At 32.4% G+C, this 17343-nt stretch carries 16 protein-coding genes; 12 read left to right on the top strand and 4 right to left on the bottom strand.

Annotated elements, in window-relative coordinates:
* The first annotated feature begins 323 nt into the window (after window positions 1-323).
* From mecA to BTJ66_RS06130, 4 genes are all read left to right on the top strand, one after another.
* Window positions 324-1040 (top strand): adaptor protein MecA, encoded by a 717-nt coding sequence (gene mecA, locus BTJ66_RS06145; RefSeq protein WP_099090092.1) that lies wholly within the window; start codon window positions 324-326, stop codon window positions 1038-1040.
* Between the two features lie 210 nt (window positions 1041-1250).
* The gene (locus BTJ66_RS06140; RefSeq protein ID WP_099090091.1) at window positions 1251-2249 is read left to right on the top strand and encodes a competence protein CoiA; all 999 of its coding nucleotides are present in this window, start codon (window positions 1251-1253) and stop codon (window positions 2247-2249) included.
* 51 nt (window positions 2250-2300) lie between these two features.
* Complete coding sequence (gene pepF / locus BTJ66_RS06135) at window positions 2301-4109, top strand: oligoendopeptidase F (protein WP_099090090.1); 1809 nt, start codon at window positions 2301-2303, stop codon at window positions 4107-4109.
* Between the two features lie 321 nt (window positions 4110-4430).
* Window positions 4431-5045 carry an NAD(P)-dependent oxidoreductase gene (locus BTJ66_RS06130; protein WP_099090089.1) on the top strand — a complete coding sequence of 205 codons (615 nt, stop codon included), beginning with the start codon at window positions 4431-4433 and terminating at the stop codon, window positions 5043-5045.
* Between the two features lie 70 nt (window positions 5046-5115).
* On the opposite strand, the gene yjbH is transcribed toward BTJ66_RS06130, so the two are convergent.
* The 3 genes from yjbH to BTJ66_RS06115 form a co-directional block, all read right to left on the bottom strand.
* Window positions 5116-5904: a protease adaptor protein YjbH gene (gene yjbH, locus BTJ66_RS06125; RefSeq protein WP_099090088.1), complete on the bottom strand. Its 789-nt coding sequence runs from the start codon at window positions 5902-5904 to the stop codon at window positions 5116-5118.
* Between the two features lie 23 nt (window positions 5905-5927).
* The gene (locus BTJ66_RS06120) at window positions 5928-6293 is read right to left on the bottom strand and encodes a truncated hemoglobin YjbI (RefSeq protein WP_099090087.1); all 366 of its coding nucleotides are present in this window, start codon (window positions 6291-6293) and stop codon (window positions 5928-5930) included.
* A gap of 87 nt (window positions 6294-6380) precedes the next feature.
* A complete protein-coding gene (locus BTJ66_RS06115) occupies window positions 6381-6965 on the bottom strand; it encodes a CYTH domain-containing protein (protein WP_099090086.1) in 585 nt (194 codons plus the stop codon).
* Between the two features lie 187 nt (window positions 6966-7152).
* On the opposite strand from BTJ66_RS06115, the gene BTJ66_RS06110 reads away from it, so the two are divergent.
* From BTJ66_RS06110 to fabI, 7 genes are all read left to right on the top strand, one after another.
* A complete protein-coding gene (locus tag BTJ66_RS06110; protein WP_099090085.1) occupies window positions 7153-7500 on the top strand; it encodes a UPF0738 family protein in 348 nt (115 codons plus the stop codon).
* A gap of 16 nt (window positions 7501-7516) precedes the next feature.
* Window positions 7517-8152 carry a GTP diphosphokinase gene (gene yjbM / locus BTJ66_RS06105; protein ID WP_099090084.1) on the top strand — a complete coding sequence of 212 codons (636 nt, stop codon included), beginning with the start codon at window positions 7517-7519 and terminating at the stop codon, window positions 8150-8152.
* 11 nt (window positions 8153-8163) lie between these two features.
* Window positions 8164-8973 (top strand): NAD kinase, encoded by an 810-nt coding sequence (locus BTJ66_RS06100; protein WP_099090083.1) that lies wholly within the window; start codon window positions 8164-8166, stop codon window positions 8971-8973.
* Window positions 8973-9827 carry an RluA family pseudouridine synthase gene (locus BTJ66_RS06095; protein ID WP_099090082.1) on the top strand — a complete coding sequence of 285 codons (855 nt, stop codon included), beginning with the start codon at window positions 8973-8975 and terminating at the stop codon, window positions 9825-9827. Before BTJ66_RS06100 ends, BTJ66_RS06095 begins: the two co-directional genes overlap by 1 nt.
* A gap of 25 nt (window positions 9828-9852) precedes the next feature.
* Window positions 9853-11238 (top strand): magnesium transporter, encoded by a 1386-nt coding sequence (gene mgtE, locus BTJ66_RS06090; RefSeq protein WP_099090081.1) that lies wholly within the window; start codon window positions 9853-9855, stop codon window positions 11236-11238.
* A gap of 9 nt (window positions 11239-11247) precedes the next feature.
* Complete coding sequence (locus BTJ66_RS06085) at window positions 11248-13092, top strand: monovalent cation:proton antiporter family protein (RefSeq protein WP_099090080.1); 1845 nt, start codon at window positions 11248-11250, stop codon at window positions 13090-13092.
* Between the two features lie 266 nt (window positions 13093-13358).
* Complete coding sequence (gene fabI, locus BTJ66_RS06080) at window positions 13359-14129, top strand: enoyl-ACP reductase FabI (RefSeq protein ID WP_099090079.1); 771 nt, start codon at window positions 13359-13361, stop codon at window positions 14127-14129.
* Window positions 14130-14270: 141 nt separating this feature from the next.
* On the opposite strand, the gene cozEa is transcribed toward fabI, so the two are convergent.
* Window positions 14271-15356: a lipoteichoic acid biosynthesis protein CozEa gene (gene cozEa / locus BTJ66_RS06075; protein ID WP_099090078.1), complete on the bottom strand. Its 1086-nt coding sequence runs from the start codon at window positions 15354-15356 to the stop codon at window positions 14271-14273.
* 332 nt (window positions 15357-15688) lie between these two features.
* On the opposite strand from cozEa, the gene BTJ66_RS06070 reads away from it, so the two are divergent.
* Complete coding sequence (locus BTJ66_RS06070) at window positions 15689-17260, top strand: alanine/glycine:cation symporter family protein (RefSeq protein WP_099090077.1); 1572 nt, start codon at window positions 15689-15691, stop codon at window positions 17258-17260.
* The last annotated feature ends 83 nt before the right edge of the window (window positions 17261-17343 follow it).

Raw genomic sequence — 17343 nt, 5'->3', positions numbered from 1 at the left:
GAATAAAACAAGCCATAAAGCGATATAACTCATATTGTTTTGTGGTTTTGTTACTTTAAATATAACAAACAATTAGGCGCTTAGGTCAAATGATTAGATTATTTTATTGTATTGTATGCGTCGGCTAATTGTGAATAATTAATGCAATAATTGCAACAGCACTTTATAGGTTAGTGCTGTTTTTTTGGCTAAAACAAAGGTATATGTTAATATTAATTATCAAATAGGATTTAGTAAAAATTAATCAAACAAATCAATTGTAATTCTTACTACGTTCTAATACAATATGATTACTATTCATCGACTGTAAGGAGTGAGATGATATGAGAATAGAGCGCGTTGACGATACAACTGTTAAATTATTTATAACATATAGTGATATTGAGGCTAGAGGATTTAAACGGGAAGACTTATGGACAAATCGCAAACGTGGAGAAGAATTCTTTTGGAATATGATGGAAGAAATCAACGAAGAAGAAGATTTTGTAGTAGAAGGTCCGTTATGGATACAAGTTCATGCTTTTGAAAAAGGTGTTGAAGTTACAATATCTAAATCTAAAAATGAAGATCTTATTAATATGTCAGATGAGGACAATGAACAACTTGATTACCAAGTGAATGATTTATTGTCACAAACATTTGATCAAGATGATAGTTTAGAAGATTTATTTGAACAACGTCAACAACAAAAAGAGAGCAAACAGAATCAAGACCATAATGAGCGTAATCGTCAAAATACACGTACTGTGATTGTTAAATTTAATGATTTAGAAGAAGTCATTGAGTATGCACATTATAATAACCAATCGACAGATGAATTTGAAGATTTATTATATAGTCTTAATAATATATACTATTATGCTATTCATTTTGATGAAACTGTGGATCAAGAAACAATTAATGATAGTTATAGTCAATTACTTGAGTTCGCATATCCTACTGACAAATCAGAAGTATATCTAAACGACTATGCAAAAATAATTATGAGTCATAACGTTGCATCACAAGTACGTCGTTATTTCCCAAATACAGAAGTATAAATTAAAAGTCATGGTGACGGATTTAGTTCCTAAACACACCATATAATAAATGAATTCTGACCATTTTAAACCAGCTACGGACAATATTCCGTAGTTGGTTTTTATTTATATAGAATAATAATGATTTAGAAGACATAAATTTATTAAGCAATTATAATTTTGGAAGTAATTTGTGGTTTAACAGCGTGTAATATTATGAGGTGAAGCAATGTGTTATTAGCATATAATACCCACAATCAATTAGTTTATGCCAAACATGCTGTTAAAGAGGCAAGGTATGAATGTCCGCATTGTAGAAGTAGATTAGTTTTGAAAAAGGGATTAGTTAAAATGCCACATTTTTCTCATTTGGGACAATCCTCACATTTTTGTAATAAAGGTGAGTCTCTGGAACATTATAACCTTAAATATGAGTTAGCAACGAGATTATCATATATTGGCTACCGTGTTCAAATTGAACCATATATTGCCGAGTGTTATCAATATCCTGATTTGATTATTAATGGGCGTATAGCTATAGAAATACAATTATCGAAAATGACTCTTGCGCATATTAAAAAACGTAGTCATGGCTTGTTAAGCAGTGGTTATAAACTAATCTGGATTGTCCCAGATCCAGGCTATGATAAAGCGACAAATATTGTAAAATTGACGAAATATGAACGTACATTTATAGATATCAAGTCAAAACAGTTGGTCGTATGGAATCTCAGTGAAAAACAGTTATATATATATCAAATTTATCATTTTCTTGGAGGAAATCGTTTTGTTGCGTATAAGACAAAATTAACAATTAAAGGGTTTGGATTCATTTTTAATCAATCTAATTTAGTGCATTGTGTCCCTGAAATGAAATTAAGCGAGCATACAATACAACAATACTTAAACCGTTGTCGATGTAAGCATTCTGTAAAAGAAGAGAGTTTAAGTGTGATTTATAATTTACGCTTATCAGAGTATTGGGTATGTAAAGCATTAGGTTTCATATATCCTGAACAATTATATATACAATCCCATCCTATATATTGGCAACTACAATTGATTTATATGCTTGTTAAAAAGCCACAAGAATTAAATCAATTCAACAAAAAAATAGTATTTAATTACTTTTATAATTCAGAGAATAATCACTTAGCCATAGTTAATGAACTTATTGCTAAGTTTAAAAAATCTTACGATGAAATAGAATGTAATAACGTGCAAATTTAGGTCTAACATGAGAAAATTAAACTATTGAAAATCATAGGAGGTTTACTAAAAATGACACAACAATTAACAAGAGAAGAACAAGAACGTAAATATCCTGAATATACATGGGATTTAACAACAATATTTGAATCAGATGAAGCATTTGAACATGCTTTTAAAGAAGTTGAAGATAGTCTTGGACAAGAACAGCAATTCCAAGGTCATTTGGCAGATAGCGCTGAAACTTTATATAAAGCTTTAGCGTTAGAAGACCAATTAGGTTCAAAATTGGAAAAAGTATATGTATACGCACATTTAAAACAAGACCAAGATACAGCAAACGATAAATATACAGGTTACGAATCGCGTGCACACCAATTAATTATAAAATTTAGTTCAGGTTGGAGTTTCTTAGTACCTGAAATTTTACAAATAGATGAAGGTACAATTCAATCGTTCATTGAATCGAATGAAGATTTGAAACGTTATGCATTTGATTTGAAATTAATTAATGAAAAACGACCACATGTCTTAAGTGCAGATAAAGAAAAATTACTAACTGAAGCGCAAGATGCATTATCAACACCGGATAATGTATACGGGATGTTCAGTAATGCTGATTTAGAGTTTGAAGATGCGATTGATAAAGATGGAAATGCGCATGCACTTACACAGGGGACATTTATTAAGTGTTTAGAATCAGATGATCGAGTACTACGTCAATCTGCGTTTGAAAATTTATATAAAGCATATGGTGCATACAATAACACACTAAGTGCAACATTAGCTGGAGAAGTTAAAAAGAACGTATTTAATGCAAGAACACATAATTATGAATCAGCGAGAGCAGCTGCATTAAGTAACAATCATATTCCAGAAGCTGTTTACGATAATCTAGTGAAAACAGTACATGAATATTTACCATTATTGCATCGATATACAGAGTTACGTAAAGAATTACTAGGTTTAGATGATATGAAAATGTATGATCTGTATACCCCATTAGTTAAAGATGTGAAATTTGAAATGCCGTATGAAGAAGCTAAAGATTGGATGGTAAAAGCATTACAACCGATGGGTGAAGAATATATGAAAGTTGTTAATGAAGGCTTAAATAATCGCTGGGTTGATGTATATGAAAATAAAGGCAAGCGTTCTGGTGGTTATTCATCGGGTGCCCACTTAACTAACCCATTCATTTTATTAAATTGGTCAAATACTGTTTCCGATTTATATACCTTAGTACATGAATTTGGACATTCTGCACACAGTTATTTTAGCCGTCAAAATCAACCTTCCAATTCAAGTGATTATACTATTTTTGTTGCAGAAGTGGCATCTACTTGTAATGAAGCATTATTAAGTGATTATATGGATAAACATTTGGATGATGAAAGAAGATTATTACTATTAAATCAAGAGTTAGAACGTTTCCGCGCCACTTTATTTAGACAAACGATGTTTGCAGAGTTTGAACATAAAATTCACCAAATTGAAGAAGCAGGAGAACCATTAACAGCGAATCGTATGAATGAAGAATATGCCAATTTAAACAGAGTATATTTCGGAGATTCAGTTGAAACAGACGAAGATATAAGTAAAGAATGGTCAAGAATCCCTCATTTCTATATGAATTATTATGTGTATCAATATGCAACAGGATACAGTGCGGCTCAAAGTTTAAGTCATCAAATTTTAACAGAAGGTCAACCTGCTGTTGATCGTTATATTAATGAATTCTTGAAAAAAGGAAGCTCAAACTATCCTATAGAAATTTTAAAAAATGCTGGTGTAGATATGACAACACCAGAACCAATTGAACAAGCTTGCCAAGTTTTCGAACAAAAATTAGACGCTTTTGAAAAGCTAATGAAAGCTTAATATGAATGTATTCGTTTACAATATGACAAGTTTGTGACAAACTAAATTTATTTAATTCAAATGGTTGAAAGGTACATTTTAGCGTGTTATATTATAAACATGAAATTAATCACATAACAAACATACCCCTTTGTTTGAAGTGAAAAATTTCTCCCATCCCCTTTGTTTAGCGCCGTGTAATCAGACACGGCGTTTTTTTATGTGCTTTTTTAAATAAAAGCCAAAAATGAGTGGAAATGAATAACTATTCAATTGACTTTATTTTTGAAAAGTTATATCCTCAACATGTATCTAAAATAAATACAAGAAAGAGGTGAACTAATGAAAATTGCAGTTGTAGCAGCAAATGGGAAAGCAGGACAACTTATAACTAAGGAAGCAGTTGAGAGCGCATTGGATGTGACAGCAATTGTTAGAGGCGAAAATAAAACAGTTGCGAATCAGGTTATTCAAAAAGATTTATTTGATTTGACTAAAGATGATATTGCGCCTTTTGATGTGATCATCGATGCATTTGGTCAAATGAACAAAGATAGATTAGATGAACACAGTCAATCACTGGAAGTGCTTTGCAATTTAGTTAGCGAAAGTAACAAGAGGCTCATTATCATTGGTGGGGCAGGTAGCTTGTATGTTGATAATACGCATACAGAAAGATTAATAGATTCTCCTGATATGCCAGAAGCAATAAAACCTATTAGTATGGCTCAAGTAAAAACATTTGAAGAAATTAAAGTGCGTGATGAAGTTCAATGGACATTTGTTTGTCCTGCACCAGACTTTCAATTTGAAGGAGAGAAGACGGGTACTTATAAAGTGAGTGAGGATGAAATTATAGGTAGTCACGTAAGTTATGCAGATTTTGCTAAAGCAATTATAGATGAAGCGATGGAATCTAAACATATTCAAAAACGGTTTGCAGTATTTGCAAAATAAAATAGAAAAATGCCAACCACACATTATACGTGGTTGGCATTTTTATTTGAAATAAAAATTGTTAAAGCGATTAATTTTTTGCTTTCCAAAATTTACCATCAGGTGACTTTAATTTTTCAATTTTTTGGCGCAAAGCTAATTTTTTAAGTTCTTTATTCATTAATTTTTCAGGCCACTCATAAATCGTGAGTAACTCTTCTTTAGTAACCAATTGTTGTTGTTGAATATAGTCTTCGAGACTGGGTGGTAATTCCTTTTCAATCGGTGTACCAATTAGTTCATTAATGATATATGTGTATATATGGTAAGGATATAAGCCTTCCACCTTTAAGCCTTCTTCATGAACGTCTTCATTAAAAAATACAAGAGAAGGGGCTTCTTCAATTTCCATTTCTCGAGCGATATGCAAATCTACTTGTAAACTTTCTTTTAGGCAGTTGTTGTGTAAATCTTCTTTGAATACTTCATAATCTAAACCAGCGTTAGTAATACAATTATTTACCATAGATTCAGTAATGATATCGCGCTTAGGAATAATTTCATTTTGAACGAGATGAATAAAACGTTCTGCACGTATACGTCCCTGAAGTTCGGCTGCCTTGTATGCTAGTGCGATATTATCTAAATCAGAGGTGCTCTGAGCTTGGCATTTTGTTAAAACACGTAGTGAAGGGTTCAATATATGTCTGATACTAATATATTGTTTATATTCAATACGTAATTTTGAAAGGATTGCTGATAGTTTGAAGCATTCCTTACTGAATGGATCGAAAAAAGAGTAAATTTCTATCTTACTCACAGGTGAAAGATTTGCATCTTCACGACTATTAGGTTGTATTAATCTTAATTCTTCAGTCATGTCTATTCCACCTACAATTAATTTTAGGAATTAACCATGTGATTCGCTGTTAAACGTAATCTTTCATATAAGTAATCACCAACACCAGCTGGAAATTGCGCATGTGTTATTGCATGTGACATATTTTCAAGCCATGCATCGCGTTCATGATTTGTTATTATAAAATTCATATGACGTTTCTTTAACATTGGGTGGCCATGCTCTTGTGTATAAAGGTTTGGACCACCTAAGAACTGTGTCAAGAATTGCTTTTGTTTTCTGCTAGTTTCTGTAAAGTCTCCAGGAAACAAATGGTTTATTCTATCGTCGCGTTCAACTAAATAATAAAAATGATCAATCATGTTATATAAAGCATCATGTCCAATGATTTCATATGGTGTTTGTGTCATAATATCACCGTATCCTGTTAATATAATACTAATATAACATGAATATTTACATTTGGAAGTAATTCGACTTTTTGTTATTGAGCGTAATTAATTATCAAATAAATTTGATTTACGATTGAAAAATCTTTGCACTTTATTGTCTGGTATTTCATGTTTTAGATTAAATTTTTCGAGTATATTGTTAAACTGAATTAATCCCTCATCATAATCATCTACTTCAAATTCTAGTTCAAAATCTTCGACATCAAGGTAATAACTTTTATCTAATACAAGCAAGTTACCGTTAATCTCTTTTTCAAGGCGTTCAGTTGTTAAAGCACCTAGAATAACTAATTGCGCTATGTCGAAATCCATTTTATTTAGTTGTTCTATAATTTCAGTGGGCAACATTTGTTTAGTGATTGATTTATTTAATTCAGGTACGACTTGAGTATCAAAATTATATTCCATAAGACCAACTTCGGCAGGTATTTTTAAAGTCATCTCATAAGCATTGTCTTTCACACGGATTCTTAGAGCTGAATGATGGGCCTTTAAATCGAAATGTGGTGTATCGATATAATAGTTTATTTGTTTAAATGTTTCGATATCTTGAAAGTATGTTGTATAAATGGATTGATATTGTGATTGTGTCAATAATTGTTTAAATTCGATTTCGTTATTCGTTGCCATTAAAACACTCCTCATATTACATATAATAGTTTATTTTAAATGACTTTATGCTTAATTTAAATTGAATTGCATATGAAAAATTTGAAATGAATAAAAGTAATGTATAGAACAAGTTGTAACATTAAGTTGAGACGTGTTATGTGCGATAGAATTATGTTAAAATAATGAGGAATAAGGAGGAACAAGCATGCGTATTTATGTGAATGAAATTAAAGTTACAGAAGACAGTGTAAATTGTTATACAGAACAATCTACCGAAGGCCTACAAGAAGCAGGACAAATGCTTGTTGATAGCGATAATTATAGCTTTGCATATATTTTAGACGATGGACAATCTTATTCTTATTTAATATTTGTCCAAGAAACCTGGTCTATGTTACATGAAAACAAAGGCAAGAAAATAATTATTAATGATGAGTTAGAATTAAAACAATTCGAAAATGAATTTAATTATATACTGGATAACATTCAAGGTAACTCAAATTATGGTAAGGAGTTTGTGTCCGTTGTTGAAAATACTTTCGAATTAGATTGAAGCGGAGTGAAGCACAATGAATCAATGGGATCAGTTTTTATCTCCATATAAACAAGCGGTCGATGAATTGAAAATCAAATTAAAAGGGCTAAGAAAGCAATATGAAGTAGGAGACAATGCTTCTCCTATAGAATTTGTAACTGGCCGTGTTAAACCAATGACAAGTATTATTGATAAAGCAAATAAACGTCAGATTTCGTTTGATCGTTTACATGAAGAAATGTACGATATTGCGGGTTTGCGTCTAATGTGTCAATTTGTTGATGATATAGATATTGTAGTTAATTTGTTGAGACAACGTAAAGATTTTAAAGTTGTTGAAGAACGAGATTATATTAGTAATACCAAACAAAGTGGCTATCGTTCATTTCATGTCATTATTGAATACCCAATTGAAACATTAAGTGGAGAAAAGAAAATTTTAGCAGAAATTCAAATTAGGACGTTAGCCATGAATTTTTGGGCAACGATAGAACATACATTGAGATACAAATATGATGGAGACTATCCACCTGAGATTCAACATCGTTTAGAAAGAGCGGCAGAAGCGGCGTTCTTATTAGATGAAGAAATGTCTGAAATAAAAGAAGAAATACAAGAGGCACAGAAATATTATTCGAAAAAGCGTGCGAAAAAGCATAATAATGACTAGGGGATGTTACGATGCGTTACACGATTTTATCTAAAGGTGATTCAAAATCTAATGCTTTAAAACATAAAATGATTAACCATATGAAAGATTTTCAAATGGTTGAAGATCCAGATAATCCAGAAATCGTCATTTCTGTAGGTGGAGATGGTACTTTGCTTCAAGCCTTTCATCAATATAGTCATATGCTTTCTCGTTGTGCATTTGTTGGTATTCATACGGGTCATTTAGGATTTTATGCGGATTGGCTACCACATGAGGTGGAAAAATTAATTATTGAAATCAATAATTCGGAATTCCAGGTTATTGAATATCCTTTACTTGAAATTATCGTTCGCTATAATGACAATGGCTATGAGACGCGGCACTTAGCATTAAATGAAGCAACGATGAAGACGGAAAATGGCTCTACACTTGTCGTTGATGTAAATATAAGAGGTAATCAGTTTGAGCGTTTTAGAGGTGATGGTTTATGTATGTCTACGCCATCAGGTTCAACTGCCTATAATAAAGCGTTGGGTGGCGCTTTAATACATCCATCTCTCGAGGCAATGCAAATTGCAGAAATTGCATCGATAAATAATAGAGTTTTTAGAACAGTTGGTTCTCCGTTAGTGTTACCTAAACATCATACTTGTTTGATTACACCTGTGCATCAGGATACAATTCTAACAACGATTGATCATGTAAGTATCAAACATAAAAATGTCAATGCGATACAATACAGGGTTGCTACAGAGAAAATACGATTTGCTCGATTTAGACCATTTCCATTTTGGAAAAGGGTTCACGATTCATTTATCTCAAGTGGAGACGATGAATAATGAAGTTTACTTTTAATATTACAGCTCCAGAAATGTTACGTACCTTTTTACAGAGGCACCATTTCTCAAAGCGGACGATAAGCGCCATTAAACATAATGGCGCTTTAATAGTTAACGGCCAAACTGTTACAGTTAGGAAGCAGTTAGTGGTTGGTGATATTTTAGAAGTATATCTTGCAGATGAAGTACCAAGTAAACGTCTTAAACCATATCGACAAAAATTGAATATTTTATTTGAAGATGATTATCTCATTATCATATCAAAGCCAGCCTATCAGAATTGTGCTCCTTCCAGAGACCATTTACATTATAGTGTAGTAGAACAAGTATTAGGTTATTTAAATGAACAACAGCAAGATATAAATCCTCATATTGTAACACGTTTAGATCGTAATACGTCTGGAATTGTGATGTTGGCAAAGCATGGTTTTATCCATCATTTAATGTCTAATATTAATATCGATAAAAAATATCTGTGTATTTGTCAGGGAAAGACAGAAAGAGATGGGTTGATAAATGCTCCGATTGCAAGACATCCAGAAAGTATAATTCAGCGCTGTGTTAACCTATCTGGAAAAATAGCACAAACTCGATTTAAGCGATTGAATTATAATAGGGGTTATAGTTTGTGCGAAATAACATTGTTGACAGGTAGAACACATCAAATACGTGTACATTTTCAGTATATTGGTCATCCCATTGTGGGTGATCATCTTTATGGTGGTAAACACAAAGATTATCAGCATCAACTATTAAGATGCGTACAGTTGTCATTCCTGCATCCAATAGAAAAAAAGGAAATTGTAATAAAAGATAAGTATGACGCGATAGAAACAATATTTAATATGATATAATTCAAAAATACATGGAGGTGGAATGATGGTTAATGAAAAAGATACAATCACTATGGAAGACGAACAAGTTTATGATCAAGCGTTGCTAGACGATTTGTTGTTAAACAACCATATAGATGAATTTAGAGATGAATTCTTATCCATGCATACATATGAGCAAAGTGAATACTTTGAGGATAGTAAAGAAGATATAAGACAACGCATGTATGAAGTGTTATCTCCAGAAGAAGTAGCAGATTTCTTTGAACAATTAGAAATTGATGAAGATGAATATGAAGCGTTATTCGATGCAATGAATGCAAATTATGCCAGTAAAGTACTAGAAGACATGTCATACGATAATGCAGTTGACATTATGAATCAGCTATCTAAGCAAAAAATAGTTAGTCTTTTAACATTAATGAACAAAGAAGACGCAAAAGAAATAAAAGCATTATTACATTATGATGAAGATACTGCCGGCGGTATTATGACAACGGAATATATTTCTTTGAAGGCAACTATGCCAGTAAAAGAAGCCCTAGTACATGTTAAAGAACAAGCACCAGATGCCGAGACAATTTATGTAATTTTCACAGTAAATGATAACAAGCAATTGGCTGGTGTGCTTTCGCTTAGGGATTTAATTATTGCCGAAAATGATGCCTACATTGAAGATATTATGAGTGAACGTGTCATTAGTGCAAACGCTGCAGATGACCAAGAAGACGTGGCGCAAAAGATGAGAGACTATGACTTTATTGCTATGCCAGTTGTCGATTACCAGGACCATTTATTAGGGATTATTACAATTGATGATATCCTAGACGTAATGGACGAAGAAGCAAGCGAAGACTACTCTCGTTTAGCGGGTGTGTCTGACGTTGATGCGACTAATGATTCTGTATTTACCACTGCTAAAAAAAGGTTGCCATGGTTAATCATCTTAACATTTTTAGGTATGATTACTGCAACGATTTTAGGTTCATTTGAGGATACGTTATCACAAGTAGCATTGTTGGCTGCATTTATTCCAATTATCAGTGGGATGTCCGGTAACTCTGGTACTCAGTCTCTGGCGGTATCCGTACGTAATATATCTACTGGTGAAATTTATGAACAAAGCAAATTTAAAGTAGCATTAAGAGAAGCAGGCAGTGGTTTTTTAAGTGGTCTTGTGTGTGCTGTACTGTTGTTTATTATAATTATGGTTCTTTATGGACAACCCATATTAGCTATTATCGTAGGTGGTAGTTTAACAATTGCAATGACTGTAGGGACACTAGTGGGTTCAATGATTCCTTTAGTGATGAACAAACTGAAAATTGATCCTGCCGTTGCTAGTGGGCCGTTTATTACAACGATTAATGACATTGTCAGTATGCTAATTTACTTTGGATTAGCGACATCGTTTATGTCTTATTTAACTTAAGGGGGTTATATGGAATTTGTATCGCTTGTTGTCGTTGTTTTAGCGGCATTTTTCACACCAATATTAGTCAATCGACTTAGAATTACATTTTTACCTATAGTAGTAGCTGAAATTTTAATGGGTATTGTCATTGGTCATTCATTTTTAAATTTAGTGGAACGTGACGCAATGCTCAATATACTATCAACATTAGGATTTATCTTTTTAATGTTTTTAAGCGGGTTAGAAATAGATTTTAAAGCGTTTAAGAAAGATAAAAGTTCGACTAATAAAGAGCAAAAATTGAAAAAGCAAGAGCCTGGTCATTTACAATTAGCTATTGTTGTCTTTATGTTTATTATGATTATTTCAATTGTTTTTGCATATATGTTCAAATGGTTCGGACTGATTGATGATGTTTTATTAATGATTATTATTATTTCTACAATTTCATTGGGCGTAGTCGTACCAACCCTTAAAGAAATGAATATTATGCGTTCGACAATAGGTCAATTTATCTTATTAGTAGCGGTTCTTGCTGACTTGGTGACGATGATTCTATTAACAGCTTATGGTACACTACATGCTTCGGGGAATACATCATTATGGTTGATTGGTAGTTTAGTTGTCTTTACTATTGTCTTTTATTTCTTAGGTGGTATGTTTAAAAAAGCACAATTTTTACAAAAATTAATGGATGGAACGACACAAATTGGTATTCGTGCTGTATTCGCCCTTATTATTTTATTAGTTGCTTTAGCTGAAGGCGTTGGAGCAGAAAATATTTTAGGCGCATTTTTAGCTGGTGTCGTTGTGTCATTGCTTGGTCCAGATGAAGATATGGTGGAAAAATTAGACTCGTTTGGTTATGGCTTTTTTATTCCAATCTTTTTTATAATGGTCGGAGTAGATTTAAATATTCCACAATTAATTAAGGAACCAGCTTTGCTATTAATTATTCCGTTTTTAATTCTAGCATTTTTAATTTCAAAGTTAATTCCAATGTTTTATATACGTAGATGGTTCGATATGAGAACAACGATTGCTTCAGCATTTTTACTAACGTCAACATTATCGTTAGTCATAGCTTCTGCAAAAATAGCAGAACAGTTAGGTACGATTTCATCAGAAATTTCTGGTATTTTAATTTTAAGTGCGGTCATTACATGTGTATTTGTACCTATTGTTTTCAAAAAAATGTTCCCTATGCCAGACGAAGCTACAAGACAAATTGAGGTTAGCTTGATCGGAAAAAATCAACTAACAATTCCTATCGCTCAAAATTTATCTTCGCAGCTCTATCAGGTTTCACTATATTATAGAAATGACTTAAGTGATAAACGTAAATTATCTGACGCCATTTCGATGATTGAAATAGCAGATTACGAAGAAGAATTATTAGAGCGTCTAGGTCTATTTGAAAGAAATATCGTAGTGTGTTCTACAAATGATGATGAAATTAACCGTAAAGTAGCATTAATGGCTAAATCTCATGGTGTAAAACGTGTAATTTGCCGATTGGAATCTAGTTCAACAGATGAAGAACTACAAAAAAATGGCATTGAAATCTTCAGTAGTTATATGAGTAATAAGATTTTATTAAAAGGACTCATCGAAACGCCGAATATGCTTAATCTATTGAGTAATGTTGAAACATCATTATATGAAATTGCCATGTTAAATCATCAATATGATCAAATTCAGTTACGTAATTTCCCATTTGATGGCGACATTATCTTTGTACGTATTATTAGAAACAACGAATCTATTGTGCCTCACGGTGATACACAATTACGTTATAGAGACAGAGTCATCGTCACAGGGTCTAAAGAATATGTAGATGAATTGAAACGCGAATTAGAATTCTATTATTGATTTTAAATAAACCCAATTTTAAAAATAGAGTAAATGAAATGATGTGATATGATTTCGTTTGCTTTATTTTCATGTTTTAATAAAAAATAGTGAAAATCAATGACATCACAAATGAAAGCGCATTAAATTTATGATGATAGTAAAATAAATTGTTTATTCAATCAAACCAATGTTAAAATATAGTATATTGAGCAATAATAAAAATAAGTTGTTGCGTAACAATTTGAACAATTAAAAATGGAAAATTAAATAAAGGAGTTATTTTCATGTTGAATTTAGAGAATAAAACATTCGTTATTATGGGGATTGCAAATAAACGTAGTATCGGATTTGGCGTTGCTAAAGTATTGGACCAACTTGGTGCAAAATTAGTATTTACATACCGTAAAGAGCGTAGTAAAAATGAATTAGAGAAATTAGTTGAACAATTAAATCAGGCTGAACACCATATGTATCAAATTGACGTTCAAAATGATGAAGATGTAATCAATGGTTTTGCTAAAATTGGTGAGGAAATAGGTAATATTGATGGTGTATATCATTCAATCGCTTTTGCCAATATGGAAGATTTACGTGGGCGTTTTGTTGATACATCACGCGATGGTTTCTTATTAGCGCAAGATATAAGTTCATACTCTTTAACACTTGTAGCACGAGAAGCTAAAAAATTGATGCCTGAAGGCGGTAGTATTGTAGCTACAACATATTTAGGTGGAGAATTTGCAGTTCAAAATTATAATGTGATGGGTGTTGCAAAAGCAAGTTTAGAAGCGAATGTACGCTATCTAGCATTAGACTTAGGTGAAGATAATATTCGTGTTAATGCGATTTCAGCTGGTCCTATTCGTACATTAAGTGCAAAAGGAGTTGGCGGCTTTAATACAATCTTGAAAGAGATTGCAGAGCGCGCGCCTTTAAAACGAAATATTGATCAAGAAGAAGTTGGTAAAACAGCAGCATACTTGTTAAGTGATTTTTCAAGTGGTGTAACTGGTGAAAATATCCACGTTGATAGCGGATATCATATCGTTAAGTAATAGAATCCCCCACATTGACCTGATGAAATAAAACAGGTTAATATGGGGGATTTTTATTATGATTAAACCTTAGGCGATCTTTCGCCTAAGGTTTAATCATGTTCTGATACAAATACGCTGTACTTGTATGTTTTTAAATAATCATTCTTTTACATCGCTATTCGCTTTTTCTATAATTTTCTCTCTATTATGGAAGATATTACGCACAATGGTCTTAATTACTGCATATAAGGGAACTGCTACTAAGATAAGTACGAAACCACCTAAATTACCAGCAGCGAGAATGACAACAATAATTGTTAGTGGGTGAATGTTTAATGATTTACCCATAACGTTTGGTGTAATGACATTACCTTCTAACTGCTGTGCAATCAATGTAATGATACATACCCAAATGAAAATTGTTGGACTTTGGATTAGACCAATAATACCTGCTGGTGCAAATGCCATCCATGGACCTAAAAATGGAATCATATTAGCAACACAAGCAAACATTACAAGTAATAATGTGTAATTTAAACCGACAATAGAATAGCCGATATATAAGATGATGCCTAGGATAATACTTACTGTAACTTGACCTTGAATATAAGATTTTAATGTTTCATTTAAATCTTTTAATAAATCTACTATGAATACTTTTCTATCACCTTTGAATAATTTAGCGATAAATGGAATAAAGCGTTCATGATCTTTCAACATATAAATCAAGAAGAATGGCACCATGATAAGTAAAAATAGTGTTGAGATAAATGAAGTAAGATAACTTAATGAGTTTGATAATAAACTTGCAGTACTATCACTCATAGATTGAACCATCTTATTAATTCTGTCCGTTACATCAGATGGTAATCTTTCCATTTGATCTAATGCAAAGTTAATGATGTGTTGTACTTCATGTTGCAACGCTGGAATCTGATGAATTAAATTTTCGATTTGTTCGGCAATGAGTGGTCCAATATAACCAATGACAACCCCGATAATGATAATTAATCCAATAAAGATAATAGAGATGCTTCCCCAGCGTGGGACTTTATTTTTTTCAAGTATTTTTTGAAAAGGTAAGCAAATATAGTATAAGAAGCCACTTAATAATAATGGTAATAGCACCGATTGAATAATAATTATAAACGGTATAAATACAGTGTGAACTTCCATAACTAATTTGATTAGTAAAAACAGGATTAACAGTGCAACACCTGTTCTAAACCAAACCTTATTTAGCATAGGACGTTTCCTCCTAGATTTCAATATTTAAGTACTATTTAGTATATCTTAAATAAACACAGAACAAAAGATTAAATTAGAATTCCTATGGTTAATGAAAAGGTTTAAATGTTACGTTTTTTAAAGAAAGACTGCAGTATTTTATGTTATATAGTGTGAAATTATTTTTTATAAGCATAAAATCATCTAAAATATTTCGTGTTAATTATAAAACTAAATATATAAATTGTGAAAATGATAACTAGAGAAATACGTTGCGCGGAATATTTTATATGTGTATAATGATAAAAAATATATCATTTTACATAATGGTACAACAAGGGGGATACATTATGTTAGAAGGTTTACTTACTTGGTTTTATGATATTGTTTGGAGCAAACCATTAGTTTATGGGTTGCTAATTACTGGGATTCTTTTTTCATTAATGATGCGCTTTTTCCAAGTTAGGCATTTCAAAGAAATGATTCGGTTAATGTTTCAAGGGGAAAAATCACCTACAGGAATATCAAGTTTTCAGGCAATTGCATTATCACTGGCTGGCCGTGTAGGTACTGGTAATATTGTAGGGGTATCTACTGCAATCTTTATTGGTGGACCGGGAGCTGTTTTTTGGATGTGGGCGACTGCATTTTTAGGAGCAAGTAGTGCATTTATAGAATCGACGCTGGGACAGATTTACAAACGGGAAGAAAAGGGGCAGTACCGTGGCGGGCCAGCATTCTATATTGAATATGGCATAAAAGGCAAGTTGGGTAAAATATATGGCTTGATTTTTGCAATTGTGACAGTTATATCCGTTGGTTTATTATTACCAGGTGTTCAGTCTAATGCGATTGCTAGTTCTATGAAGAATGCATTTAGTTTAGAACCATGGATTATAGCAATATTTTTAGCAGCACTTTTAGCGTTAATTATTTTTGGTGGTATTAAATGGATAGCAAATGCAGCAACTGCGATTGTACCATTTATGGCAATCGCGTATATTTTGATGGCAGTGATTATCATATTCTTGAATATTGAACAAGTACCTGCATTGATTGGACTCATTTTTAAATCGGCTTTCGGTATGCAAGCTGCCTTTGGTGGTATATTAGGTGCTATGATTGAAATCGGTGTTAAACGAGGTCTTTATTCAAACGAAGCGGGGCAAGGGACAGGTCCACATGCAGCGTCAGCAGCAGAAGTTTCCCATCCAGCTAAACAAGGACTTGTCCAAGCATTTTCAGTATATGTAGATACATTATTCGTATGTACAGCAACGGCATTAATTATATTACTTTCAGGTACTTATAATGTTACAGATGGTGGTACTACTTCAAGTGGTAAACCTAGTATGATTAAGGATAATGGTATTTTTGTGGAGATGTCGAATGGCGATAAAGACTATTCAGGTACAGCGATGTATGCACAAGCAGGTATTGATAAAGCTTTCCAAGGTGGTAGTTATCACTTTGACCCTGCATTTTCAGGTCTTGGATCGTATTTCATTGCATTTGCATTATTTTTCTTTGCATTTACAACAATATTAGCGTATTACTATATTGCAGAAACCAATATTACTTATTTGACTCGAAAAGGTACAGGAAGGGCAACTTTCTTCTGGATTAATATAACGAGGATTGTATTGATAGCAGCGACAGTTTATGGCGCAGTGAAAACGGCAGATATCGCATGGATGATGGGTGATTTAGGTGTCGGTATGATGGCATGGCTGAATATCATAGCAATTTGGATATTGCATAAACCGGCAATTCAAGCACTAAAAGATTATGAACTGCAGAAAAAACAACTCGGTTCTGGTAAAAAAGCAATTTATAAACCTGATCCCAAGAAATTACCTAATGCTGTATTTTGGTTGAAAGATTATCCTCAGCGTTTAGCAAAACAAAAACATGATGAGTAAGATGGATAATCCATTTATAAAGATTTATATTAGAATATTTTAAAATGTTGCGTCTCTTGGTACAATGTCATTAAGACTACGAG

Origin of the sequence: Staphylococcus edaphicus (assembly GCF_002614725.1) — a bacterium.
Taxonomy (GTDB): domain Bacteria; phylum Bacillota; class Bacilli; order Staphylococcales; family Staphylococcaceae; genus Staphylococcus; species Staphylococcus edaphicus.
This window is presented reverse-complemented; position numbering and strand designations above follow the sequence as displayed.